The organism is Sideroxydans sp. CL21 (assembly GCF_902459525.1).
GTDB lineage: Bacteria > Pseudomonadota > Gammaproteobacteria > Burkholderiales > Gallionellaceae > Sideroxyarcus.
Genome location: NZ_LR699166.1, coordinates 1,936,113 through 1,961,864, shown reverse-complemented (window position 1 = coordinate 1,961,864; position 25,752 = coordinate 1,936,113). Strand labels below are relative to the sequence as shown.

The 25,752-nt window shown below is 54.6% G+C and carries 17 protein-coding genes; 9 read left to right on the top strand and 8 right to left on the bottom strand.

Going from position 1 to position 25,752, the window contains the following annotated elements:
* Positions 1-32: 32 nt before the first annotated feature.
* On the top strand, positions 33-2,165 hold the full coding sequence (locus QOY30_RS09140) for a TonB-dependent receptor family protein (RefSeq protein WP_283744307.1): 2,133 nt from the start codon (positions 33-35) through the stop codon (positions 2,163-2,165).
* A gap of 262 nt (positions 2,166-2,427) precedes the next feature.
* Here the strand turns inward: QOY30_RS09140 and QOY30_RS09135 are convergent, their stop codons facing one another.
* Entirely contained in the window at positions 2,428-3,597 is a 1,170-nt protein-coding gene (locus QOY30_RS09135; protein WP_283744306.1) for a porin, read from the bottom strand.
* Between the two features lie 160 nt (positions 3,598-3,757).
* A complete protein-coding gene (locus QOY30_RS09130; RefSeq protein ID WP_283744305.1) occupies positions 3,758-5,506 on the bottom strand; it encodes a PQQ-dependent methanol/ethanol family dehydrogenase in 1,749 nt (582 codons plus the stop codon).
* A gap of 438 nt (positions 5,507-5,944) precedes the next feature.
* On the opposite strand from QOY30_RS09130, the gene QOY30_RS09125 reads away from it, so the two are divergent.
* The 3 genes from QOY30_RS09125 (at position 5,945) to QOY30_RS09115 (ending at position 11,246) form a co-directional block, all read left to right on the top strand.
* Entirely contained in the window at positions 5,945-8,107 is a 2,163-nt protein-coding gene (locus QOY30_RS09125; protein ID WP_283744304.1) for a 4Fe-4S binding protein, read from the top strand.
* Positions 8,108-8,390: 283 nt separating this feature from the next.
* A complete protein-coding gene (locus QOY30_RS09120; RefSeq protein WP_283744303.1) occupies positions 8,391-8,861 on the top strand; it encodes a DUF779 domain-containing protein in 471 nt (156 codons plus the stop codon).
* A gap of 261 nt (positions 8,862-9,122) precedes the next feature.
* The gene (locus tag QOY30_RS09115) at positions 9,123-11,246 is read left to right on the top strand and encodes a TonB-dependent receptor (protein ID WP_283744302.1); all 2,124 of its coding nucleotides are present in this window, start codon (positions 9,123-9,125) and stop codon (positions 11,244-11,246) included.
* 177 nt (positions 11,247-11,423) lie between these two features.
* Here the strand turns inward: QOY30_RS09115 and QOY30_RS09110 are convergent, their stop codons facing one another.
* Both QOY30_RS09110 and QOY30_RS09105 read right to left on the bottom strand, forming a co-directional pair.
* Positions 11,424-14,594 carry a BamA/TamA family outer membrane protein gene (locus QOY30_RS09110; protein ID WP_283744301.1) on the bottom strand — a complete coding sequence of 1,057 codons (3,171 nt, stop codon included), beginning with the start codon at positions 14,592-14,594 and terminating at the stop codon, positions 11,424-11,426.
* 69 nt (positions 14,595-14,663) lie between these two features.
* The gene (locus QOY30_RS09105) at positions 14,664-17,231 is read right to left on the bottom strand and encodes an Rne/Rng family ribonuclease (RefSeq protein ID WP_283744300.1); all 2,568 of its coding nucleotides are present in this window, start codon (positions 17,229-17,231) and stop codon (positions 14,664-14,666) included.
* Between the two features lie 362 nt (positions 17,232-17,593).
* On the opposite strand from QOY30_RS09105, the gene QOY30_RS09100 reads away from it, so the two are divergent.
* Positions 17,594-18,532 (top strand): RluA family pseudouridine synthase, encoded by a 939-nt coding sequence (locus tag QOY30_RS09100; RefSeq protein ID WP_283744299.1) that lies wholly within the window; start codon positions 17,594-17,596, stop codon positions 18,530-18,532.
* Positions 18,533-18,596: 64 nt separating this feature from the next.
* Entirely contained in the window at positions 18,597-18,923 is a 327-nt protein-coding gene (locus tag QOY30_RS09095) for a hypothetical protein (protein ID WP_283744298.1), read from the top strand.
* A 7-nt stretch (positions 18,924-18,930) separates the two neighbouring features.
* Here QOY30_RS09095 and rlmM read toward each other — a convergent pair whose 3' ends face one another.
* Positions 18,931-19,986 carry a 23S rRNA (cytidine(2498)-2'-O)-methyltransferase RlmM gene (rlmM, locus tag QOY30_RS09090; protein ID WP_283744297.1) on the bottom strand — a complete coding sequence of 352 codons (1,056 nt, stop codon included), beginning with the start codon at positions 19,984-19,986 and terminating at the stop codon, positions 18,931-18,933.
* A gap of 80 nt (positions 19,987-20,066) precedes the next feature.
* On the opposite strand from rlmM, the gene QOY30_RS09085 reads away from it, so the two are divergent.
* Complete coding sequence (locus QOY30_RS09085) at positions 20,067-20,723, top strand: HAD-IA family hydrolase (protein WP_283744296.1); 657 nt, start codon at positions 20,067-20,069, stop codon at positions 20,721-20,723.
* Between the two features lie 26 nt (positions 20,724-20,749).
* Entirely contained in the window at positions 20,750-21,706 is a 957-nt protein-coding gene (locus QOY30_RS09080; protein WP_283744295.1) for a S49 family peptidase, read from the top strand.
* A 53-nt stretch (positions 21,707-21,759) separates the two neighbouring features.
* Here QOY30_RS09080 and QOY30_RS09075 read toward each other — a convergent pair whose 3' ends face one another.
* Both QOY30_RS09075 and QOY30_RS09070 read right to left on the bottom strand, forming a co-directional pair.
* Entirely contained in the window at positions 21,760-23,928 is a 2,169-nt protein-coding gene (locus QOY30_RS09075; protein WP_283744294.1) for a thioredoxin domain-containing protein, read from the bottom strand.
* Entirely contained in the window at positions 23,928-24,536 is a 609-nt protein-coding gene (locus QOY30_RS09070; protein ID WP_283744293.1) for an arylesterase, read from the bottom strand. The genes QOY30_RS09075 and QOY30_RS09070 overlap by 1 nt, the downstream gene beginning before the upstream one ends.
* On the opposite strand from QOY30_RS09070, the gene QOY30_RS09065 reads away from it, so the two are divergent.
* Positions 24,535-25,200, top strand: coding sequence for an ABC transporter ATP-binding protein (locus QOY30_RS09065; RefSeq protein ID WP_283744292.1), 666 nt, complete (start codon positions 24,535-24,537; stop codon positions 25,198-25,200). The genes QOY30_RS09070 and QOY30_RS09065 overlap by 2 nt on opposite strands.
* 141 nt (positions 25,201-25,341) lie before the next feature.
* Here QOY30_RS09065 and QOY30_RS09060 read toward each other — a convergent pair whose 3' ends face one another.
* Positions 25,342-25,548, bottom strand: coding sequence for a hypothetical protein (locus QOY30_RS09060; RefSeq protein WP_283744291.1), 207 nt, complete (start codon positions 25,546-25,548; stop codon positions 25,342-25,344).
* Between the last annotated feature and the right edge of the window lie 204 nt (positions 25,549-25,752).

Genomic DNA, 25,752 nt, shown 5'->3' with positions numbered 1-25,752 from the left:
TATTCCGATCAACTCAAGGACATGAAAATACGATGAATAACTCAAATGATATTGGCATCGCTCAAACTATCCAATTGCGCAGGCGTGCTGTTGCAAAGACTGTCCTGCTATGCATCCTCCCGCTGGTCGAAACCAACGCAGGCGCACAAGATAACCAACTCGACACGATGGTGGTAACCGCCAGCAGAACCGAGCAGCGCATCATGGATACAGCAGCTTCAATCAGCGTGGTGAATTCCGCGCAGATTCATGATGGTCAACCGGAGGAGAATTTATCCGAGCCACTTCAGCGTGTTCCCGGTATTTTTGCGTTGAACCGTCAAAACTATGCCCAGGACCTATTGATTTCGTCCCGTGGCTTTGGTGCCAATTCAACCTTTGGTTCGCGTGGCATCAAGATATTTGTTGACGGCATACCAGGTACGGCAGCGGATGGTCAGGGTCAGATTTCTCATGTCGATCTCGCTTCTGCGGATCATATAGAAGTCATGCGCGGTCCGTTTTCTGTGCTGTACGGGAACTCGGCCGGCGGGGTTATCAATGTGTTCACGGAAAACGGCAAACCGGGTGCCGAGGCTACGCCCTATTTCTCGGTCGGATCTTACGGACAGGTCAAGTATGGACTTAAGGTTGATGGCGAAAAGAACAATATCAATTACGTGTTGGATGATGGTGCCTTGCATACCGATGGCTATCGTGATCATAGCAACGCTGATCGGAAAAACGAGAATGCAAAGCTGGTCTTGAAATTTGGCGAAGATACCTCGGTGACAGTAGTTGCCAATAACGTTAATCTGAGCGCATCGGATCCGCTCGGCCTGACAGCTTCGCAGTTGAGAAGCGATTCCCGTGCAGCCGGTACGGGAGCATTGGCTTATGACACACGCAAAAGCGTAGACCAGGCCCAAGGGGGGCTGGTGATAACCCAGCGTATCAGTGACAGTGATTCAATTACGCTAACCCCGTATTATGGCGACCGTCATGTTATTCAATATCTTGCGACAACATTCAATGGTGTAATCAATCTGGACCGGCAGTATTATGGTATGAACAGCAAATGGCTGCATACTGGGGAAGTCGGATCCATCCCGTTAAAACTGGTCACCGGTATAGACAGCAACCAGAATAAGGATCATCGGCTCACCTTCAATAATAGTGCCGGGCAACAGCTGGTCGCACCAACCACCGACCAGGTATACGATATGGAAGCGCGGAATCTGGACGAATATATGCAGGGTGAATTGCGTCCGACAGATCGTCTTGCGTTGACGGCGGGTGCACGGCAATCGAAAACCACATTGAGCGCAATCAGTGAGAATTCGCTCCCCACTTTGGGTTCTCATGATTACCAGGCCATGACCGGCATGGCCTCCGCACAATATTATGTGCAGGAAAATTCAAATGTGTACCTGTCATATGGTTCAGGTTTTGATACTCCCACGCTTAACCAAGTATTGTACAGTCCGGCCTATGTGAATGCTGTTCCTGGTTCTGTAGCAAATACAGGCAACATCGGCTTGCTGGCAGCACGCACGCAGCAGTTGGAGATTGGATCCAAGAGCGAAATTACCGGCGTTGCACAGGTTAAGGTTGCCTTGTTTGATGCGGAAACAACGAACGATATCGTGATTGCATCGAGCAACTTCGGCAAGACTGGGTTTATGAACGCACCCAAGACAAGTCGTAAAGGAATGGAGCTGGATGCGCAGTGGCAATTGCCCTATCAATTGCAGGCAAACGTGGCTTATACCCTGGTCAATGCGACAGTCGAACAGGCTTACACCGAAACAATTAATACTAAATCGGTTACAGTCAACAACGGCAATAGAATACCCGGCGTGCCCAAGCAGGGCCTATTTGCTGAAATGGTTTGGCGCAAGCCGGATAAATCTCTTGAATATGGGGTCGAGGGGAGAGCTGCAGGCAGTATTGCGGCAAATGACTTGAACCAGGCTTATTCAAGTGGCTACGGGATTATGAATCTGCGGGCAGTTGTCAGACAAAATATCGGAGGCTGGTCACTCTCCGAGTTTGCACGGGTCGATAATGTATTCGACCGATTCTATGTGGGCTCAGTCATCGTCAACCAGGCAGCCAGCCAGTTTTACGAAGGTGCCCCCGGGCGTAATTGGTTAGCCGGGGGCAAGGCCACTTATAAGTTTTAAGATACTTTGCATTGCTTGATGGCTCATATTGTTATAGTCGATCACAAGGCTTAAACCGCTGACTTTTACCAGTTGGTTTGAGCCTTGAAAATTCAGTAAGTGAAGAACAGCCATAACCCAGCTTTGCTGGTTACCCGCTTTCGTGACCGCGCACATTCAGTTGCGCTATGGAATACATTCAAAGATCACGCTAATTCAGGGCGCGAAAAAACGGCCACCCGAAAGTAGCCGCTTAACTCAACTAAGAAACTGGACTAAGTTATTAAAACTTGTGTGCCAGACCAAAGTCGAAGCCTGTGGTACCGAAACCAGTTGCTGCACCTGTACCACCATCAAGTGAGTTGGTATAGCCTGAGTAAGCCATCGTGCCTTTACCCCCTGTCCCATTATCAATCTTGGCGAAATCCGCATACAAGTTAGTCGCCTTGGACAGAGTGTAGTCCAAACCGAGGGAAAATTTGCTCAGGTTACCCATGCCTAAAGCACCTGTTCCGTTGTTAGCGTCATTAATCTTGCCGTAGGATACTTTGCCCAGGAAATTGCCACCAAAAGGAGCAGTCGCGCCGAGTGTCCAGCTCTTCGTATCCCAAACAGTGGCAGTGTCATCCTTTACTGATTCCCAATAGCCCAAAACTTTGGCAACGCCGAAGTCGTAGGAACCGCCAAGGACGTTGATTGCAATACCTGAAGGAGTAGTAGCTCCATTCACATCAGCTTTTTCATAGTCATACGTCAAGCTGATCGGACCGTTATTGTATTGCGGTGCAATCGCATACAGGTGATTATTGCCATCCATTGCGCTGGCAGTGGGTGTACAGCCAGCGGTTTTGCATTGAGCGGCGGGATTAATTTGTGTCAGACCGGTCAGGTTGAATGTATATGCCGCCAGCACGCTGAAGCCACCAGCGAAGGTCGGGGAGATATAGGCAACGGCGTTGTCTGCACGCGTCTGATGAATTTGCAGGTCAGCAAATTCACCAACCGACCCCAGTCCGAACGCATTGTACTTACCAGCAAAGGTGTAACGAGCGCCGTCAAGACGTCCAGCTACGCCTGTACCATAATCACCTGTCAGACCAACAAAAGCGTGTCCAGACGTTAATCCACCGCCAGCCAAGGTGCCCCCAGGTGTTCCATTAGATGATTTGCTATTCGCTTGTGAACTGAAGTCGAGGATAGCCTTGACGTCAAAAATATACTTGATACCGTTCTCGAGGTCTTCGCTGCCCTTGAAACCAAGGTAGCTGTCGCCCGAAACACCGGAATCCGCGGTTGTGGCGGTGCCGTTGGCATTGACGTTGCCGCTGCTGCCGCTACGACTAACCACGCCCATATCGGCGTTGCCGTAGATAGTCGCGTCGGCGAAGGCTGAACCTGCAACGAGACCTCCGAATGCGCCAGCGATTGCAAGCGCGATAATTTTCTTTTGCATAATTTAATCCCCTGAAAAATTGATATCAATAATTAATGTCAGTTTTTTTGATCATTGGTCAGCGTTTGATCCGGCCAGGTAAAGTTTGAAATCGCAAGCTCCGTCAATGCGCGACTTGGCGGGCAGGCAAGTTCAAACATAATCTGGACGAATCAAGTGCTTACTTGGATGGGAGTTTGAAAACCCAAACTGAACCACCTTGTTCCAGGAAGTTAACTTTCTTGGCAACTTCACCTCCCCACAACGGTACTGCACCGCCCCAACCGGACACTACGGCAACATACTGCGTATCGCCATCCTTCCAGGTCACCGGAGGAGCAACGATTCCGGAACCGGTCTGGAATTTCCAGAGCTCTTTACCTGTTTTAGCGTCCAGAGCTTTCAGGTATCCTTCAGGCGTTCCGTAAAACACCAGACCACCAGCCGTCGTCATTACCCCACCCCAAAGCGGCGCGCTGTTTTTAACTTCCCAGACAATCTTGCCTGTCTTGGGATTGACCGCACGCAGAGCACCGATGTAATCGTCAAAGAGCGGATGGATGGTAAAGCCGGCACCTAGGAAAGCTCCGCCTTTCTTGTAGGTAATCGGCTCATTCCAGATATCCATGCCCCACTCGTTAGCAGGAACATAGAACAGCTTGGTTTGCGGACTGTAGGCCATCGGCATTTGATTCTTGGCGCCGAGGAAAGCAGGAGCTGCAAATACGGTCTCTCCCTTTTCGCCTTCTTTACCTTTGGTCGGATCACCGGGGCGTGAGCTGTCAATGTAGATAGGACGACCGGTTTTCAGGTCGATGCCGGAAGCCCAGGTAATTTTCTTGACGAATGGGAAGGCGTTTTCCAATTTGCCATTGGTGGCGTCAATCACATAAAAGAAACCGTTGCGGTCAGCTTTTGCGCCATACCGTTTTCCATCCATGTCGAAGGTGACAAACTCGTTGACTCCGTCGTAATCCCAGCCGTCGTGCGGTGTAGTCTGATAGCTCCATTTGATCTGTCCAGAGTCCAGATCCAGGGCGACAGTGGACGAGGAATACAGGTTGTCGCCGGGACGCAACCAGCTGTTCCACGGCGCGGGATTTCCTGTTCCAAAGTAGGCCAGACCCGTCGAATTATCGTAGGTCCCGCCAAGCCAGGTTGAACTGCCGCCGGTTTTCCATGTATCGCCCGGCCAGGTCTTATTGGTGGTTCCGGTAATGCCGTTTTCGATTGCCTTGCCGTCTTTATCGTATTTGTAGCCCATTTGTCCTTCAATCATCGGGCGCGTCCAGATTAACTGGCCGGTCCGCGGATTGCGAGCCTCAACACGTCCCGCGATGCCGAACTCGCCGCCGGATACTCCGGTTAGCAACAATCCTTTGGCAATAAGTGGTGCGGCAGAGATGGAGTAGCCGGCAGCGTAATCGTCAACTTTTTCTTTCCAGACAATTTTGCCGGTGTCCTGATTCAGCGCAACCAGTTGCGCGTCGAGTGTGCCAAAAATTACCAGGTTGTCGTACAGGGCTGCGCCCCGGTTAACAACGTCACAGCAAGGCATGATCCCTTCGGGCAAACGATGTTCGTATTTCCATAACTTGGTGCCGGTCTTCATATCGATTGCATAGATGCGGGAATACGAAGCAGTTACAAACATTTTCCCGTTATAAATTAACGGCTGTGATTCTTGTCCGCGTTGCTTTTCACCTCCGAACGAAAAAGACCAAGCTGGCGTGAGCTTGCTCACGGTTTTGGTATTAATTTGCGTCAATGGAGAGAAACGTTGTGCTTCCGTTCCCATCCCCCACGACAACACGTCATTCGTCGTTTTGGCATCGTTCTCAATCATCGCATCGGTTACGCCTGCTGCGTGAGCTGCAAAAGAACTACTTACCAAAACGCTGAACAGTGCCCCTAAAAGCTTTTTATTCATATTCAACCTCCCTGTTTAGTCGGAAATGTCACGAAATTTATTGCACCTGCGCGGAACCTGAAGGCAAATTGCATGCCACTCATTTAAGGTACTTGTTCTCCTGCTCATTTGGGACGGTTGCTACAAACGTAAGTCTCTAAAAAAATGGATTTTCGTTACAGATGTGAATCTTTGGCCATATTTATATCGTTGGGGTTAAATTTTGGCTGTCAGAGATATTGATGAAATCGGAGCTTTGTGAGGAAACGTCGACTGTCACAATATGGATCGACCGTTCCATTACGAGACACAACATGAACAATTATTTATCTGAAAACCCTGTTCAAAATGCAACACGTCCACTACATAAGCTGAACAAGGAATTGGCATAGATTATGCCTATTTGTGTAGTCAATATTAAGTCAGAAGAAATAGCTGATCTAAAGTAAAGGCGTGCGCATGAAAAAAAAGACAGACTTTGTTGATTCATTATTGCGCAACGGAAGTTTACGGCGGTCATCTTTGGTACTGCTTTGGTCGTTCCTGGGATGTCTATCGAGTTTATTGAACACATCCGCCACGTTGGCCGGTGTGATGACGCACGAGGAATTGGTAAGGCGCTACCCGCCCCCCTATATTGTGGGTGAAAAGGACATCAACACGCCGGTATGGCCAATCTATCAACAGAACGCCACTGAAAACAGATTGGTAGGTTATGTCTTTGAGTCGATCGATCTGGCGCCCATTCCTGGTTTTGCCGGAGTACCGCTCAACCTTTTGATCACTCTCGACCCGCAGGGCAGTTTTCTGGATGTAAAAGTTCTTTCGCAACATGAACCGGTCTTTGTCGATGGTCTTGGTGAAGGTCCGCTCATTTCTTTCATCAATCAATATAAAGGCCTATCGCTCAAGCAAAACATGAGGATATTGACCGGTTCCAATAGCGCAAAGAATCTGTCTGATGAATCTGCCCAGTTGGACGGCATCACGAAGGCCACCGCTTCCGTACACATTATTAACCAAACTATCCTTTCTTCTGCACTCAGGGTGGCGCGGAAGAAACTCGGCTTTGCCGAAGGCCGCGATCCGGAGTTGATGGGGCGAATCAAGCCGGATGTTTTGGAATCGCACAGCATTAACGATTTGATCGATTCCGGCCTGATTGAACACGTCATATTGAGCAATGCCGAAATCGAAAAGAAATTCATGGGAACCAAAGGCAGCGGGCTGGATGCCGACGCAACCGCGCACCCCAAAGATACCTTCTTGGATTTATACATGGCCTATGTTTCGGTCCCGAGCATAGGCCGGAATTTATTGAGCGAAGCGGCATGGAAGAAACTGCAAAACAGGCTGGAACCCGGAGATCAAGCCATTCTGATCGTGTCGAAAGGGCGCTACAGCATTATCGCCGAGGACTTTGTTCGTGGCGGCACGTCTGATCGGATTATCCTGAAACAGGATAATTTGCCGATTGAAATGCGGGATTTGAATATGGATCTTGAGTTGAAGACAAATCCGGGGATGGAAATGGGTGCCGTCACCGTTTTCAAAATCAACAGCCAGGCAGGACTGGATCCGTCCAGGCCACTCGATTTTGTGCTGCCGGTGACACGCTACAAAGGGATTATCTTCCCGGAAAAAATCAATCAGGACTTTACCTTCAGTTTTACGCTTCCTGCGCGTTTTTATACCGCGCCGGAAAGCGACAACAAATCCTGGGTTGGTATTTGGCACGACAAGCGGGGAGAAATTATCGTTCTTATAATTGGTTTGGCGGTCTTGACGCTCGCACTCGTGTTTCAAAAAATACTGGTTGCGCAAGAGCGCCGTTTCAAAGCATTCAGAAATGTTTATCTCCTATTTACCCTGTTCTTCATTGGCTGGTATGCGCAGGGTCAGCTATCCATCGTTAACCTTACCGGCCTGTTGCAGGCGCTGGTAGCGGTCCGCAGCCTTGGTTACTTTCTCTACGACCCGGTCACGATGATTCTGTTGATCTTTGTTTGCATCTCTCTGGTGATGTGGGGCCGCGGAACATTTTGCGGCTGGTTATGCCCTTTTGGTGCACTGCAGGAATTTTCGGCCAAAATCGGCAAGTTGTTTAAGTTCCCGCAAATCCGGCTCAAGCCGACAACAGATACCCGGCTGAAATGGGTTAAATATCTGGTATTGGCGGTAATTGTGGTCAGCGCAATTTTTTCGTCGCGTATCACCGACATGATCGTTGAGATCGAACCGTTCAAGACTGCAATTACGCTCAACTTCATGCGCTCATGGCCCTTTGTCTTGTATGCACTTGGTTTGCTCGTTGCCAACATGTTTGTGTACAAATTTTTCTGCCGTTTTTTGTGTCCTTTCGGTGCCGGTCTTGCGGTACTGGGACGTTTTCGAATATTGAACTGGATACCGCGCCGAAAAGAGTGCGGAAAGCCGTGCCAAATTTGCCGTCACCAATGCGCCTATCAGGCAATTGCGCGGGATGGAAAGATTCAATACGAGGAATGCTTCCAGTGCATGGATTGCGTAATCGTATATGCAAGCGATGAAAAATGTGCGCCGCTCATGCTGGAAAAAAGGCGCACACGCATTGTTCCAATTGTGGATACGCACACTTCATAAGGGAGGTGACGCGAAATGCCTTGCGGAGAGGTACGTTAATTTCAAACCTTATCCGGTTTGTGGTGATTGAGGGTCAGCGGGCAGTACAAACAAACCCGCTGAAACCAATTGTCTTGCTGTGAACACACCATTTCGAGCTGAACGACCCGGTTGCAAAGACAGAGAATATTCCCGAAACGATCTGGCATGATGATTGCTGCATTAAATACTGCATCGTGTCCATGGTGACGAATCAATTAACCTGAAAATAGCACAACTGCATTAGGTTTTATGGCAAACATGGATGTGGCAAGCAGTGCGTATCGGCACTTTTTGCAGGTTACGGAAATGCAGGCCTGTTGCAACTCATATTCCCGGTATCTACTGCGCGTTGAATATTAAGAAACCTATGACAGAAAAATTATTTACCCGAGTTATCGCGACAGACAGTGCATTGGCACAACTGGAATCACTGCGGGAAAAATATGGCCCGGTGCTGTTTTTTCAACCGGGCGGACCTAACGACAGCAGCACCTTGATGTGTTATGCGCTGGGCGAATTCAATGCCGGCAGTGACGAGGTCTATCTGGACAACCTTGATGGCATGCCTTTTTACGTGGAGCATGAAAAGTTCGAACTCTGGAAGCGTTCTCAACTGACTATCGATGTGGTCAAAGGTACCGGCGCAACGGATTCGCTTGACCATGGTACCGGAAAGCACTTTTTGACGCGCTCGCGCCTGCTGTCAGATGAGGAGAACAAATTGCTGGAGTAATCGGATATTGCGGAGCCGCATCACGCTGCCGACCGGGGCTGAATTCAAGCCAGACATTGTTTAGATATTGAGTGCACCCGAAAGTAATTGCCGATGATTCGTCTCCTGAAACCATTGCATGAATCCGGGATGGTATTATTCCGGAGATCGTTGCCCGATGTCATTCAAGTGACACTGAGTGGTCTGTTGCTCATGCTTCAAGTACAAACTTGCACTGCCGAAACTGAGACCGGTGGCGAACAGGTTCTTCCGGATATTATCGTGACAGCCACGATGCCGCTTCCCGGTCTCGGCCTGCCTTTGCGGGATGTTGCCGCCAACCTGCAGACAGTCAAAGGCAAAGAAGTTGAGCAGCAACACTCCGGCAATATCACCGAGTATCTGGAACAAAATATGGGTAGTGTGACGGTCAATTCAGCCCAGGGGAATCCTTATCAGCCGGATGTCAGCTTTCGCGGTTTCACCGCTTCGCCGCTGTTGGGGACTCCGCAGGGCCTGTCGGTTTTTCAGGATGGCGTCCGTATCAACGAGCCATTTGGCGATGTCGTCAACTGGGATTTGCTGCCGCAATCGGCAATCGCAAACCTTCAGGTCATTCCGGGTACAAATCCGATATTCGGGTTGAATACATTAGGCGGCGCAATTGCGATTACCACCAAAAATGGGCGAACCAACCCGGGGGGGCAGATAGAAATATCGGACGGCTCCTTCGGTCGAAAAACAATCGAATTTGAGCAGGGCGGCGCGACCGATAATCTGGACTACTTTGTCACTGCCAACGATGCAGCGGATCATGGTTGGGCCGAGCACAATGCAAGCCGGATCAAGCAGATGTTCGGCAAAGTCGGCTATCAGGATGCCGATACGAGCGCAAATATGAGCCTGACCGCAGCGAACAACGATATGCAGGGCACGCAAACCATTCCTCGCTCTTTTCTCAGCAATCCCGGTCAGGCTTACACCTATCCGGATCAAAACATTAACCGGGCTGCACTCTGGAGCTTTTCCGGCAGTCATTTTTATAATGACGACGTGCAGTTGACAACCAATGCCTATTCTCGAAACTACAGCAACGCAAATTCCAGCAGCAACGTTAACGGCAATTATGGTGTAAACAATTCGATTGAGGCTACAAATGCATTTTCAAGGATAGACCAGAACAGTTACGGGATTGGCTTTCAACTCAGTTATCAGGGGAAACTCGCTGCCATGGAAAATCAGTTTGTGACTGGAATCTCCGGCGATTTTGCGAATTCCCGCTACAAAAATTTCAGCCAGAATGCCCAATTTACCGCGGACCGAAATACGGTGGGTATCGACCAATTTGTGCTCGGGACTGATGCCAAAACCTACAACAGCAACCTCGGTATTTTCATGTCCGATACCTTGTCGCTCAACCGACAATGGTCGATCACTACATCCGGCCGTTACAATGATGCGCGCGTTACCATCAATGATCAGACCGGTATGCAGCCGTTACTGAATGGCGATCATGTATTTTCGCGCTTCAATCCTGGCTTGGGCACGACCTATAATCCCAAGCCGGGACTGACCTTCTATACCAACTACAACGAAGGCATGCGCGCGCCCACAGCCATCGAACTTGCTTGCGCAGACCCAAGCGCGCCCTGTTCATTACCCAATGATTTTATTGCCGATCCTGCTTTGAATCCGGTAATTGCAAGAACAGCCGAGTTCGGAACGCGCGGGAAGTTTGGCGACAAGTCGAAATGGAGCGCTTCGGTATATCGGACCACTCTGGACAACGACATCCAGTTTATAAGCAGTAGCGGCGCTACGGCCAGCACCGGGTATTTTCAGAATGTGGGACAGACACGCAGGCAAGGTCTGGAAATCGCGGCCAATACGATTGTAGGTCAATTTGGTATCGGCATGAGCTATAGCTATATTGATGCAAGCTATCAGACACCCTTTGTCGAGCAGAGCGCGAGCAATTCGAGCGCTAACGCCAAGGGTAACATTAACGTGCAGTCGGGCAACAAGATACCGGGCATTCCGCAAAACACCTTCAAGCTGCTTCTGGATTATGCAGCGATGCCGCAGTGGGACATCGGTACCAATCTTTTGTACCGCAGTGCAATTTTTGCGCGGGGCGATGAAAACAATCAGGACAGAAATGGCATGATAGCCGGTTACTCAGTGGTCAATATGTTTACCAACTATACGATCTCCAAGCATCTGCAACTGTTCGCGCGCGTGGACAATTTGTTTAACAGGCAATATGCGGATTTTGGCGTCCTTGGACAGAATTTCTTCAACGGACCCGGACACTCCTTTGATGGAAACAACATCAGCAACGAGCAATTCATTGCCCCAAGCGCACCGCGCGGTGCGTGGATAGGTTTGAGATACTTGTGGATGTGAGAAGTGTCCTGATGACACTAGTGATCTGATATCAGTTTTTCCGGTCGCGCTAATAGTGATTCATGTGTTGGCAGCATTCAAGCATCTGCTGGTGGATCGAGACAGGGTATTCCAACGAATGCTTCCAGGCGGAGCAAAAGAGAAATAAGTTGTTTAGTATGGAATTTTGATGTTTCCCTAGAACGATTGTCCCAACTGCAGGTAAGCCTGCGTGCCGCTGGGATTATCCAGGCCGCGCGCGATGCCGAGTCTCAACGGAAGCGGGAGGCGGTAATACACGATGACCTCGCCGAGCAGTTCGATCCCCACACCGCGATAATATCTCGACCGCGGGTTGCCGTTGTCCCACACGCTGCCTGCGTCCATGAATGCCGAAGCCGACAGGCGATTGATCCCGATGGGCGGGGACATGGCGTGGCGGTCGATATCGGAAAGCGGTGCACGCCATTCGATGCTGGCCATGCTGGTGTTCTGGCCGCGCAACGCGGCCTCGCTGCCGATATAGCCGCGCAAGGGCAGGTTGCGCTGGTTGAGCATGGGCGCCTGTGTCAGGTCATATTCTGTTGCACCGCCCAGCTGGAATTGCTCGGTCGTGCCCTGAGCGCGGACCTCCGTCCATCTTCCACTGAGTACCGTTTTGCCGACAGGCAGGTATTCGCGCGTGTCGAAGCGGGAGATATAACCGTCGTAAAAGCTGGTGAAGGGGCGGTAGCTCTCGTAGAGCAGGGTCGTGAGGTTTCCGCGATTGACGCCGTCGGCATACCAGTTGGTGTTGCGCGTGTCGTAGCGCAGGAAGGTCGCACCGACGCGCTCGTCCTGCGTGCGGGTAATGAGCCCCGGAACCTGCACATGGTCGGTAGTCTGCATGGCTGCACCGACGCCCAGATAGACGCTCCGCTGTATCCCCATCCAGGGCAGCATCGAGGCCCATTGTGCGCCGGTGGTGCGGTCGAACAGCGTGGTGGTCTGGTTGCTGCCGGAGCCGGTGGATTGCCGCGCCCACAGGTTGCGCGAGACATTGAAGAAATGTTCGCCGAGGTAGTCGTAGTTGAAACTGCCGATGGCTTCATGCTGCGATGTTTCCCACATCACATCGGCAGTGTAGTTGTGCCAGCCCAAAGCGTCGCTGCCAAATGTGGATGCGCCGTATGCACTCAAGCCGCGATCCATGAGCACGGACGGCAGCCAGGTGCGCGGATAGATCGAGTTCACAGCGTGGTAGTTGTCGGGTTCGCCCAGTTTATATGTCGTTGGTGGCGTGTTGCCCTGCAGTACTGCCGTTTGATTCGATACCGGCATTGCCTGTGTAATCGGTGCAGTTGTTTGCATGAGCCGCAATTCCGTGCCGTTCGCGGCCAGCACGGCCAGCACGACCGAGCCATCCTGTGCGATACCGCTGTGCGAGAGCACGGCCGTGTAGGTGTGGCTCAAGCGCGTCAATTCGGATGTGCCGGGCGTGCGGTCGCTACGCGGTGCGACGAAGCCGATTGGTGCAGGAGCGACTACATCACACTTCCTCCCACAATCGACTGGCTCTGCCATAACCAGCGACTTGGCGAGCGTTGTTGGCTCGTCTAGTCGAATGGCTAGTGGTTTTATCAGTAACGTGTCGGAGGTACGGTCGCGACGCGGTGCGGCGGAGCCGTCTGGTGCGGGAGCGACCGTATCACACCTCCTCCCGCAATCGGCTGGCTCTGCCAGTAACGTGTCGGAGGTACGGTCGGGACGCGGTGCGGCGGAGCCGTCTGGTGCGGGAGCGACCGTATCACACCTCCTCCCGCAATCGGCTGGCTCTGCCAGTAACGTGTCGGAGGTGTAGCTCCAGAGATCGTAGATGCCGTCCTTCACGGCGATGAATTCCAGCGCACCGCCGTCGCGCGCATAGCGCAGTCCATGCAGCGGTGCGTTGTAGTCGAATAGCACCCGCGGTTCGCCGCCTGCGCTGTTGAACTCCAGCACTTGCCATGAGTTCGCATGCTTGATGCCCAGCGCGATACGCTGGCCGTCGGGGCTGGCCGCCAGATCGATGGCTTCCACCTGATCCGGTGTCCGGTAGAGCGTGCGCGATTCGCTCCAGTCGTTACCGTGCTGTTCCAAGATGCTCAGGGTGGAAACGCCGCCGTCAATGCGCAATGCGGCTATCCGCTCGCCCAGCCATACCGCGCGGCGGTAACGTCCGCAGGTGGTCTGCCGCTGCAAGCCGCCCGACGCGCTCCATGTATAGAGGTCATAGTAGTAGTTGAAGTTGCGGCAGATTTCGGGTTGCGCGATCAGCGCCGTGCCGTCGGCGCGCGTGTCGATGTAGGCGCCGGGATTCAGCTTGGCGAGCTCGCTCACCTTGCCATAGGTATCGATGTGCACCAGCGACGGTTGCAGCCGCCCGTCGTTGACTGCGGCCAGCACGCCGTCAGCTGTGGGTGCCAGCGAATCGATCTCGAAATTCGCCGGCAATATCACATCGCCGTCGGCGCGCGGCGTGGCTTTAATCGGTGTTTCGCGCCGATTCATCTGCTCCGTCAGGTCGGCGGTAAATTCGTCCCACAACTCGTCCATGTGCTTTCCGGTCACCTCGACAGGATTGGTGTACACACGGGGAACGATGTTGTTGCTGAAGTTGTTGATGTAGTTGTAGATGGCATCCGGCCCGTATTTGCGCGACAGGAATTCATAGAAATAGACCCCGTAAAGGTATTGCTTGGATGTGGGCAGGGCGCGTCCGTCCGAGTTGATCTCGGACAGCGATTTGAAGCCTTGTTCGTGTTCGATGCGCATCCATGCTTCGTATATCGGCCCCCTGAGCCGTCCTTTGCCGAGTGCGGGCGTGCTCTCGTTGTAGGTGGCGATGCCTTCGATGGCCCAGTCCGGTTGCCACAGATTGGGGAAGAATAGCGGGTCGCGTCCGAAGATGTGGCGCAGCACGTTCGGGGCACCGCGTACTTTGTCCAGATGGAAGGTATGCGTCAGTTCGTGGGTAAGGAGCATCTCAAGCCAGACACTGTTGTCCAGCAATTCGCCGTCGTTGGGCGGCGTGAGGAAGATCGCGCTTTCGTTGAACGGCAGCGGGGTGGAGTAACCATTCGGGATGTCGAATTCATCGAGCAGGATGATCTCTATCCTGCCGCCCGGTTCCCATTGCAGTTCCCGGCTCATGCGGGAATAGACGCGCTCGGCGATGTCTGCCACGCGCTCTGCCTGCGCGCGCCGGGGCATCGCGTAATTGATGCGGAAATGCATGGTATCTGCGCTTTGCCAGTCGCGTTCCGGATCCGGGCCGGGCGTCGGGCCGATTGCTGCATGTGCGGGCGAAAGGACGGCAAGGAGGAAGAACGCTGACAGGATACGAAACATGGTGTGCATTACCCCGAAAATAAAAAAAGCGCACGGCAAGCCGTGCGCTTTCATTATCCGACAAACAGTTCAGTTTGGCGTGTGAGTTTCCACCTGTTGCAGCGGTTCGCTGTTCTCGATGGTGTATATCTCACGCTGGCGCTGGCGGCGACGCGGTGCGTGTTCGCGGCTTTCCTGCACTGGCGCGATGCTGGCTGTCTTGGTCGGATCGGTTTCGATGAGGGTCAGGCCGCTGCTGCCCAGGTCGACGGGGGGCAGGGCTTGAACCGCAGCAACGGCTTCCGCGACTCGCACTTGCGGCGCCGGTTGCGGGACTGCTTCCACTTTCGCCGCCTGGGGGGATGATTGCGTCGGATAGGACACAACTTCAGTCGGCACGGCCTTCTTCATCGAATCCTTCATTGAATCAGGATAGGCGATGTACTCGGTCGGCCTCGCGCGTTGAACGGGAGCAGGTGTCACGGCGGCGGCAACTTCGCTGACTGCAGGCATGGTGACTTGTTCGTTCGTTTGAACTGCAACGCCTTCGCCGGACGGAGCCGCTACTTGCTGCTCACGACGCTCACGTTCACGACGACCGCCACGACGGCCGCGTTTGCGACCCTGGTTACCATTGCCTTCCTCGCTTTGTTCACCGGCAACGACGGGCTTCGGCGTTTCCAGTGCAGGCTTGTCGACGTTGGCAGGACGCGGTTGGCGTGGCTGCTGCGGTTGACGCTCGGCGCGATTTTCCTGTTGTTCTTTCGGTTCCCTGTTGTCTGCGCGCGGAGCATCGTCACGATCACGGCGTTGCTTGTTGCCGCCTTCGTTGCGATCACGACGCGGCTTGTTGCCGCTGCCTTCGTTGCGCTCGCCGCGTTCGTTCCGGTCGCCACGCTCACCGCGTTCGCGGCGCGGATTCTGGCGTCCCGCCTTGGCCGGCGCAACGGGTTTAGCGGGCTCGCTTTCACCACCCAGCGATTTGAACCAGCCGACGAGACTGCCGAACAGGGATGTTTTTGCCTCTTCCTTGACTGCATGCTTGGGGGCGGGTTGTGCCGGAGTGATGCCGCGCACCGCTGCTTGCGGACGCTGTGCCTTGATTTCCTGCGCTGTGGCCGCTATCACCGGCTTGACCTCTTCAGGTTTTTCCACCAGCTTGTAGCTGGCTTGCAGATGGTCGGCAGTGATGTCGTCCTGGCGCAGGCGGGTGACCGTGTAATGCGGCGTTTCCATGTGCGGATTGGGGATGAGCACCACACTGATCTTGAAGCGCGATTCGATGCGGTGGATGTCCGAGCGCTTCTCGTTGAGCAGGAAGGTGGCAACGTCCACCGGTACCTGCGCGTGAATGGCCGCGCTGCTGTCTTTCATCGCCTCTTCCTGGATGATGCGCAGGATGTTCAGGGCGGAAGATTCTGTACCGCGGATATGGCCTATGCCGTTACAGCGCGGACAGGTGGTGTGGTTGCCTTCTTCCAGGCTCGGTGCCAGGCGCTGGCGCGACAGTTCCAGCAAGCCGAAACGCGAGATCTTGGCGGTCTGGATGCGGGCGCGGTCGAAGTGCAGGGCATCGCGCAAACGGTTTTCCACTTCGCGCTGGTTCTTGCTCGATTCCATGTCGATGAAGTCAATGACGATCAGGCCGCCCAGGTCGCGCAGACGCAACTGACGGGCGATCTCATCCGCCGCTTCCAGATTGGTGTGGTAGGCGGTGGTCTCGATATCGCCGCCGCGTGTGGAACGTGCGGAGTTGATGTCGATGGCGGTGAGCGCTTCGGTGTGGTCGATCACGATGGCTCCGCCGGAAGGCAGGTTCACCTGGCGGGCATGCGCGGATTCGATCTGGTGTTCGATCTGGAAGCGGGAAAACAGCGGCACATCGTCATGATAACGCTTGATGCGGTCGACATGATCCGGCATCACCGTACTCATGAATGCCTGGGCCTGATGATAGATATCGTCGGTGTCGATCAGGATTTCGCCGATTTCCGGGTTGAAGTAGTCGCGGATGGCGCGCACGACCAGGCTGCTTTCCAGATAGATCAGCGACGGTGCTTTTTCTGTCTTGGCAGCGCCTTCGATGGCATCCCACAACTGTTTGAGGTAGTTCAGGTCCCACTGCAACTCTTCCAGGTTGCGGCCGATACCGGCAGTGCGGGCAATGATGCTCATGCCCTGTGGCACTTCCATCTGTGCCAGCACGTCGCGCAGTTCGTTGCGGTCCTCACCTTCGATGCGGCGAGAGACACCGCCACCGTTGGGGTTGTTCGGCATCAGCACGATGTAGCGGCCTGCCAGACTTATATATGTGGTGAGCGCCGCGCCCTTGTTGCCGCGCTCGTCTTTTTCCACCTGCACCAGCAGTTCCTGGCCTTCCTTCAGCGCTTCCTTGATGGATGGGCGGCTGCCTGCAGCTGCGCTGTAATATTGCGGGGACACTTCCTTGAAGGGGAGGAAACCGTGGCGGGTGCCGCCGTATTCGACGAAACAGGCTTCGAGGCTGGGCTCGATGCGGGTGATGACGGCTTTGTAGATGTTGCTCTTGCGTTGCTCTTTACCGGCGGTTTCAATGTCGAGGTCAACGAGTTTTTGACCATCAACAATGGCGACGCGGAGTTCTTCCGGCTGCGTCGCATTGAATAACATGCGTTTCATATTTTTCTCCCGCGCTCTTACACGGGCAGGACAAAGCTACGCGCCGCGTGGCGCGCGAGAATTTGGGTCGTGCAAACTGTTAAGTGAGTTGTGATGACGACGGTGGTTCAAAATTATTATTCTCGTTTTAGCTTGTCTGTATCTGCGTGTTGCCAAAATTTCAAAGAGGGCAACACGCCAAAATTTATCTGCTTTGGTGCTTAGAGCGCGCAAATCAATTACCATCACTGCTTGTCTCCGGTGAGTGAGATAACCGGGCGGGGCTGCTTCGTAGGCGGCTTGATTGCCTGCCTTAGGTTGGACGGGAAAATTTTGTATCCCGTTTCACGAAGGCGCACACGCGAGGGCGGAGTATATTCAAAATGAGTGGTTTGAGCAAAGAATCCGTAAGTTGGGTCGAAATCGACGAGGGTAGCGAGGGGCAGCGCATCGATAACTTCCTGTTTCGTCACCTGAAAGGTGTTCCCAAGAGCCATGTCTACCGCATCCTGCGCGGCGAAGTGCGGGTGAACAAAAAGCGTATCGACCAGACCTATCGCCTGCAATTGGGCGATTTGTTGCGCATCCCGCCCATTCGCGTGGCGGAAAAGCCCGAAAGCGAGTACGTCCCGGCGACCGAATTCCCTATTTTGTATGAGGATGAGGCGATTCTGGCCATCAACAAGCCCGCCGGCACGGCAGTGCATGGAGGGAGCGGGGTGAGTTTCGGCGTCATCGAGCAATTGCGCAGCGCACGTCCGCAAGCCAAGTTTCTGGAACTTGTTCACAGATTGGACCGTGAAACTTCAGGGGTATTGCTGGTGGCCAAGAAGCGTTCCGCTCTGACCGGGATGCACGAGATCATGCGCGAGGGGAATAGCGACAAGCGCTATTTCACGCTGGTTCTGGGACAGTGGAAGAACGCGAAACAGCATGTGAAGCTGGCGCTGCACAAATTTGACACGCCGCAAGGCGAAAAACGGGTGATGGTGCGCGAGGACGGGCAGGCGTCGCATACCATCTTTACTCTGCTAAAGAGCTGGCCTGAATTCAGCCTACTGGAAGCGCAGCTCAAGACCGGACGTACACACCAGATTCGCGTGCATACGTCGCACTTGGGTTTTCCAATTGCGGGCGACGACAAATACGGCGACTTTGCGCGAAACAAGGAACTGGCGAAACGGGGTCTTAAACGTATGTTCCTGCATGCCCATTCGATCTCATTCAACCATCCGCTGACGGGTGAGCCGCTAAACATCGTTGCGCCGTTACCCCCTGAATTGCAGAGCTTTCTGAACAAGCTGGATGCTGTGGCTGCCTAAGTTTTAGGCAATACTTGCCGATAACAGGGTTGCCGGTCGCACGATGCGGTCGCGAGGAGTTGTCATGCGCTATGTGCCCAGTATTCCGTCAACGACGGCGAGTCCGACGACTCGCCAGGTGAAGGGGCTGTCCGCGGCGCAAGCGGTGAAACCCGTATTTCCTCGCGAGCAACCCGACCTTCCCCATGTCGAGCCGCACGAGGTTCATCGGGAACCCGTGCGTCCGGTCGCGCAGCAACAGCATCGTACAGTTGCCTTCGAAGACCGCCGCAAAGCCTGTCGTCGCGTCAGCCATTTGCCCGTGCTGGTCGAGTTGCGATCAGGTATCGACCGCCGTCGTCACAATCTGCGCGAGGGCGACATGACTGAACACATCGACGAGACTGCGTAACGGGTTGCTAGCGTTTGCGTGCCAGGTATACCGTGACTTCTTCACGGTCATGGTAGAGCTGCTTGGCTTCCAGTTGGTAACGGATACCTATGTTGTTGAGTGCGGTGCGTATGCTGTTGAGCGCATCGTTCAATGCCGCGACGCGTTTTTTCATCGGCAGCTTGAGATTGAAGATGGCGCGCTGGGTGTGGCCGCCGATGAACCATTCGGTCATCAAGGTCGCGACACGCTGAGGTTGTTCCACCATGTCGCACACCAGCCAGTCCACCGGGCGCTGCGGACGGAAGCGGAAGCCGTCCTCGCGCAGATGCCTGATGGAAGGATGACCTGCCGCAGCTCCCTTGAGCGGGCCGTTATCCACGGCGGTGACTTTCAATCCGCGCTGCACCAATTGCCAGGTCCAGCCGCCGGGTGCGGCACCGAGGTCGATTGCGGTCATGCCCGGTTTAAGCCATAGCGCCTGTTCCTTTTTGTCGAGGAACACCTCGAACGCTTCCGCGAGTTTGAGATAGGAACGGCTAGGCGCATCGCTCGCCATGCTGACGCGCTGGATGCCGTTGAGTGCAGCCGAGCTGTTATGCGGATCGGCGGTGGCGATCAGGGCGCGTTGGTTATCGGGAAAGAAGATGTGCAGGCGAGGAGAAATATCCGTTCGCCCTGAGCCTGTCGAAGGGTGAATACCCGACGCATCCGCCAACCTTCCTTGTACTCGCAACGCCTCTTCCAGAAGGGGCTGAAAACGCCGCGTGAAGCCCGACAGCGTCTTGCCCTCGTTGGTGTCCGGCACTTCCAGGTACAGGGCGCTAAACCGTTCAGGCGATGCGGGTATCGCTGCCAGCAGCGGTGTAAGCCGGTCGCGTTCCGGCAAATCGCTTACTTCCGCATGCAGGCTGAGCAATTGACGCGCGAAGGTCAATTGCCTGTAAGTCAGCCGTGGCTTGCCTTGCAGCACGACATAGCCGCTGTTCTCGGTCGTTTCGACAGGCTTGGCCTGGGTTTCTTCCACGCAATCGCGTTCGAAGCCAGGACGACAATAAATTAGCCAACTGGGTAAGGTGTTCATGGCGCGGCATGGTAGGGATTACCGCGGTGATGGGCAAGCGAAATGGTAGAATCCGCGCCTATTTTATTTTGGCGGTGCAGATGGCAAAACGTTACGAATTGATTGTGTTCGACTGGGACGGCACGGTGATGGACTCGACGGCGATCATCGCGGGATCGATCCAGGCTGCCTGCCGCGACCTGAAATTGCCGGTGCCGGACGATGAAACGGCACGTCATGTGATCGGTTTGGGTCTGTTGCAGGCATTGCGCCATGCCGTTCCCGATGCGCCGGAAGAGATGTATGAGCCGCTGGTTGCACGCTACCGCCATCATTTCCTGTCGCAGAATGAATCCATCCCCCTGTTCGACCAGGCCAGGGAGACCATCATCGAGTTGCATGGCGCAGGCTACAGGCTTGCGGTGGCGACAGGCAAGAATCGCAACGGTCTGGACCATGCCCTTGAATCCACCCATATGGGCGAGTATTTCCATGCCACGCGCACGGCAGACCGGACATTCTCCAAGCCGCACCCGGCGATGCTGCTGGAGATCATGGATGAACTGGACGTGCCACCGGAACGTACCCTGATGATCGGCGATACCACGCATGACCTGCAAATGGCGATCAACGCCGGGGTGGATGCAGTGGGTGTAACACACGGCGCGCATCCTGAGGATCAATTGCGCGAATTGAAACCGATCGCCCTGCTTGATGATTTTGTTGAACTGAGAGAGTGGTTCAGGGTCAACGCATAACGAATTTATCGAAGGAGTTTTAATTTATGTCAGAAGAAAACAACAACAACTGGGAACGCGGCGTACTGGAAAAACTGGCGTTATCCGCCGTTCAGGAGCAGCGCCGTGCCCGGCACTGGGGAATCTTCTTCAAGGTGCTTGGTTTCGGATATCTGTTCTTCATACTCTTTTTGGTCATGGGATGGATGGGCGACAAGGTCGACGGTTCTCTGTCAGGCAAGCACAGTGCGCTGATCGAATTGTCTGGAGTGATTGCCGCGGACAGCAATGCGAATGCGGACAACCTGATCGGCAGCTTGCAGGATGCCTACAAGGACAAAAACACCGCAGCCGTGATTCTGCGTTGCAACAGCCCCGGCGGCAGTCCGGTACAGGCCGGGTTGGTGAATGACGAGATGCGCCGTCTGCGCGGCCTGCATCCGGATATACCTTTGTATGTGGTGGTGGAAGACATGTGCGCATCCGGCGGCTATTACATCGCTGCTGCGGCCGACAAGATCTACGTCAACAAGGCCAGTATCGTCGGTTCCATCGGCGTGTTGATGGATGGTTTCGGATTCACCGGCACCATGCAGAAGCTGGGTGTAGAGCGCCGCCTGATGACCGCGGGCAAGAACAAGGGGTTCATGGATCCGTTCTCGCCGCTCAATCCCAAGCAGGAAGAATTTACCAAAAACATGTTGGAGGACATACACCAGCAATTCATCGAGGTGGTGAAACAGGGGCGCGGCAAACGGCTGAAAGAAACCGAGGATACATTCAGCGGCTTGTTCTGGACGGGCGACAAAGCCATCCAGATGGGCTTGGCGGATGATATCGGCAGTGTGGATTCCGTCGCGCGCGACGTGGTCAAGGTGGAAAACGTTGTGGACTTCACCACGCATGAAGGTCTCGCGGATCGCCTTGCCAAGAAGTTCGGTGCCGGAGTGGCGAGCATGTTCCCCGGCTTCGGCGCTCAGGCGGGCGGGGTAACGCTACGCTGATAAACGACTAGCCATCCCGTTAAGCAACCAGAGAACGGTTGACTAGTGGTTGGTTATAGTTCTGCCAGTAGCGCATCGAGGCTGCCGATCGGCGGCAGGCATTGTGTGCCGCGACACAGCCATGCCGTCGTTGTTGCAGTACGCTGTTTACGCAACGGGGCTGGCAAACCGGTTTCATTACCGGTCAGTTCGATGATCATCAATCCCGGCGCATATTTCGCCGCCACAGCCGTCCGCCAGGCGGTTGTTTCATTTTTTGCGCCGCATAACACCAGCATGGAAGGCGGCTGCATCACTTCATCCAGCGCGGTGCACAGGCTGCTGAACTGGCCGGCTGCCCTTTGCATCAACGGGAAGAACAGTTTCAGGCAACGCTCGGCTGCTTCGATATAGGGCATATCGCCTGTCAATTCCGCCAACCGCAATAATCCCTGTGCCGCGATGCCGTTGCCGGACGGGATGGCATCGTCCTGGCCGGACTTGTTGCGCTGGATCAGCGCCTCGTGGTCATGGCTGGTGAAGAAGAAACCGCCGTTCTCGGTGTCCTCGAAACGGGCCAGCAGCGCATCGGCGAGTTGTATGGCAAAGGCCATGTCGGTGGCGCGATATTCCGTTTGCAACAATTCCAGCGCCGCATTCAGCAAGAACGCATGGTCGTCCAGGTAGGCGTTCAGGTGTGTCTTGCCATCCTTGTGCGTGGCGAGTAGCTTGCCGTTCTGCCACAGCGTGCCGCGCACGAAATCCATCGCCTGCTGTGCGGACCGTAACCAGTCGATGCGGTTGAAGGTACGCGCTGCTTTTGCCATGCCGGCTATCATCAGTCCGTTCCAGCTACCAAGTATCTTTTCGTCGCGGCCGGGGCGGATGCGCCGTTCCCGCGCGGCGAACAGTTTTGTCCGTGCCGAGCCGAGCCGTGCGGATGCCTGTTCTGCGCTGATGTTCAGCTGCTGAGCGATCCCGGCCAACGGTAGAGTCACGCGCAGGTTCCAGCTGTGATTCTCGAAGTTGGGTGTGCTGTCCAGCCCGTAATACGGTTTGACGAGTGCGTATTCGTCGGCGCTCAGCAGGTCGCGGATCTCGTTGCGCTGCCACACATAGAACTTGCCCTCCTCATGTTCCGAGTCTGCATCCAGCGAAGCGTAATAGCCGCGTCCAATCCCAATCTCGCGTAGCGACTCGTTTGCTCCCTCGCCCGCTTGCGGGAGATAACCAGCGACTTGCCCGCTTGCGGGATTAGTCGAATGGCTAGTTGTTATATCAGGGTTGGGGTGAGGGGAACGGGCATGCCCGTTCGGCGACTGCATCTCGCGCATCACCCAGCCTGCGGTCTGTACCACCACGTGGGCGAAAAACGGATCATGGCTGCTTAGCCAGGCGTCGCAATACAGGCCGAGCAGCACGCCGTTGTCATACAGCATCTTCTCGAAATGCGGGATGTCCCAGTGTGCATCCACGCTGTAGCGACAGAAACCGCCGCCGAGCTGATCGTACAGTCCGCCCAGGGCCATCTGCCTCAGGGTGAACAGCGCGACATGGCTCGTTTGCTCGTCATGTGTGGCGTGAGCCTGCCGCAGCAGCAGGTCCAGTTCGGCAGGATGCAAAAACTTGGGGGCGCCGCCGAAGCCGCCGTTCACCGGATCGAAATCCTGATTGTGCTGCCGCACCGCTAGGTCGATCGGGGTTGCGTCGAGTGCGATGTCCGTCGCGCCTTTCTCGGGCCGCCAGGTGGCTAACTGGGCGATGAGCTGTTTGCCCTGGGCTGACAGTTCATCGCGTTTTCCCCGGTAGACTTTGGCGATGCGCGTCAACAGATCCGGAAATCCGGGCAAGCCGTAGCGCGCCTGCTTGGGGAAATAGGTACCGCTGTAGAACGGGGTGCCGTCCGGCTCAAGGAACATGGTCAGCGGCCAGCCGCCGCCGCGCTTTGCGAGCAGGTAGTGTGCGTTCTGGTATACCTGGTCCAGGTCGGGACGTTCCTCCCTGTCCACCTTGATGTTGATGAAGTGTTCGTTCATCACGGCGGCGACCGCTTCATCCTCGAACGACTCGTGCGCCATCACGTGGCACCAGTGGCAAGCGGAATAGCCGATGGAGAGCAGGATGGGCTTGCCCAGATCGCGTGCGAGCTTCAGGGTCTCGGCATTCCAGGGATGCCAGTCCACCGGGTTGTCGGCGTGCTGCAACAGGTAGGGGCTGGTTTCGTGCGAAAGGTGATTGGGCATCAGCGCAGTAGGGGCAATAACGATTTCAGGACACGTTGCATGATACGCGGTTGCGCTTCTGCATTTGGGTGCAGGTTGTCGGCCTGAAACTGCTCCGGCGGAATATCTTGCAGCATGAAAGGAACCAGTGCGATGTCATGCTTCCTTGACAGTCTGGGGTAGAGCGCACGGAATTGCCTGGTGTAGTCGAGGCCGTAGTTAGGCGGCAACTGGAGGCCGAGCAGCAATATCCTGGCATGCGCTTGCTGCACCTGTTCAATGATCCGGTCGAGGTTCTTTTCCATCTCTGCGATGGTGCCGCCGCGCAGCCCGTCGTTCGCCCCCAATTCAAGGATTACCAGGACGGGATGATGTTCTTGCATGGCTTTGCCAATGCGGCGCAGCCCGCCCGAAGTTGTCTCGCCGCTGATACTTGCATTCACCACTTCGAACTGCGGATGACTTTTTTTTAGCTCAAGCTGCAATAAATTCACCCATGAATCGTCTCGTGCTATACCGTATCCGGCTGATAAACTGTCGCCGAACACCAGAATGTTCTTCGCAGCTTGAGCAAGGGCAGGCAGTAGCAGCGCAGTGACAAGCAATGTGATTTTAAGAAAGGTCTTCATGGCGTCGATTGTGCAAGCAGTAGGTCTCACCAAGCAAGTGTTAAGTGGCGATCAGCCGCTCGTTATCCTGCACGACGTCAGCTTTGAGGTGGAAGCGGGAGAGAGCCTTGCCATCGTCGGCGCATCGGGTTCAGGCAAATCCACTTTGCTCGGCCTTCTGGCGGGGCTGGATGTCCCGACCAGCGGCAAGGTATTGCTGCATGGCACAGACCTGTTCGAGATGGATGAGGATGGGCGTGCGAGATTACGCGGCGAACTGGCGGGTTTCGTGTTCCAGTCCTTCCAGTTGCTGCCCGCGCTGAATGCACTGGAGAACGTGATGCTTCCGCTGGAACTGACTGGCGCAAAAGATGCGCGGCAGCGCGCCGAAACATCCTTGCAGCAGGTCGGTTTGAGCGCACGCGCCCACCACCTGCCAAAACATCTCTCCGGCGGAGAACAGCAGCGCGTAGCACTGGCGCGCGCCTTTGTCACCCGGCCCAGGATATTGTTTGCCGACGAGCCCACCGGCAACCTCGACGCCGCCACCGGTGCACAGGTCATCGAATTGATGCTGGAACTCAACCGTGCACAGGGCACGACGCTGATTCTGGTAACACACGACGAGGCACTAGCGAAGCGCTGTGGCAAGCTGTTGAGACTGGCGGCCGGGCGGGTGGTGTAGTGTCGTTACACCGAAACTTTAACAATCAACTAGCGGATCAAATCTTTTGACCGGGGGATTACCAAGCAGGGTAACCAAGAGTCGATCAGGCTTCTCTGTCGTGTCGAGACTGCCGGAATGTGCAGCACGCATATCCAAGGCTTACATCCTCTGCAGGAACAATTCCACATTGACCGTCGCGAGTTCGGCTGGCATGGTTCTCTGCTTATTGGCTGTCGAAACAACTGGCTGCAGGCTCAACCGGGTCAAGGCAGGGTTCCAATCGGAACGCAAGGTTTCCTTGGCATATCCGAACTCGACTGGACAACGTTCAATTTCGTAGCTGCTCATGTTCATAACGATAGCCATGACACACCTCCTTGCGTTGATCATTTTGTTGCGGCAACTTCTATCGGGCTCGGAATTGCCACCCTTGCTTAGTTAGTCGCATATTGCGTGCCAACATCAAGTTGATTTGGTTTAGAGTGGCGAGGATATTGGTATTCGTGGCGTTATGGGGTGTCTTTGATGACGCCGGTATAAGGCAGGATTGTTATTAATCTTACAAAGTAT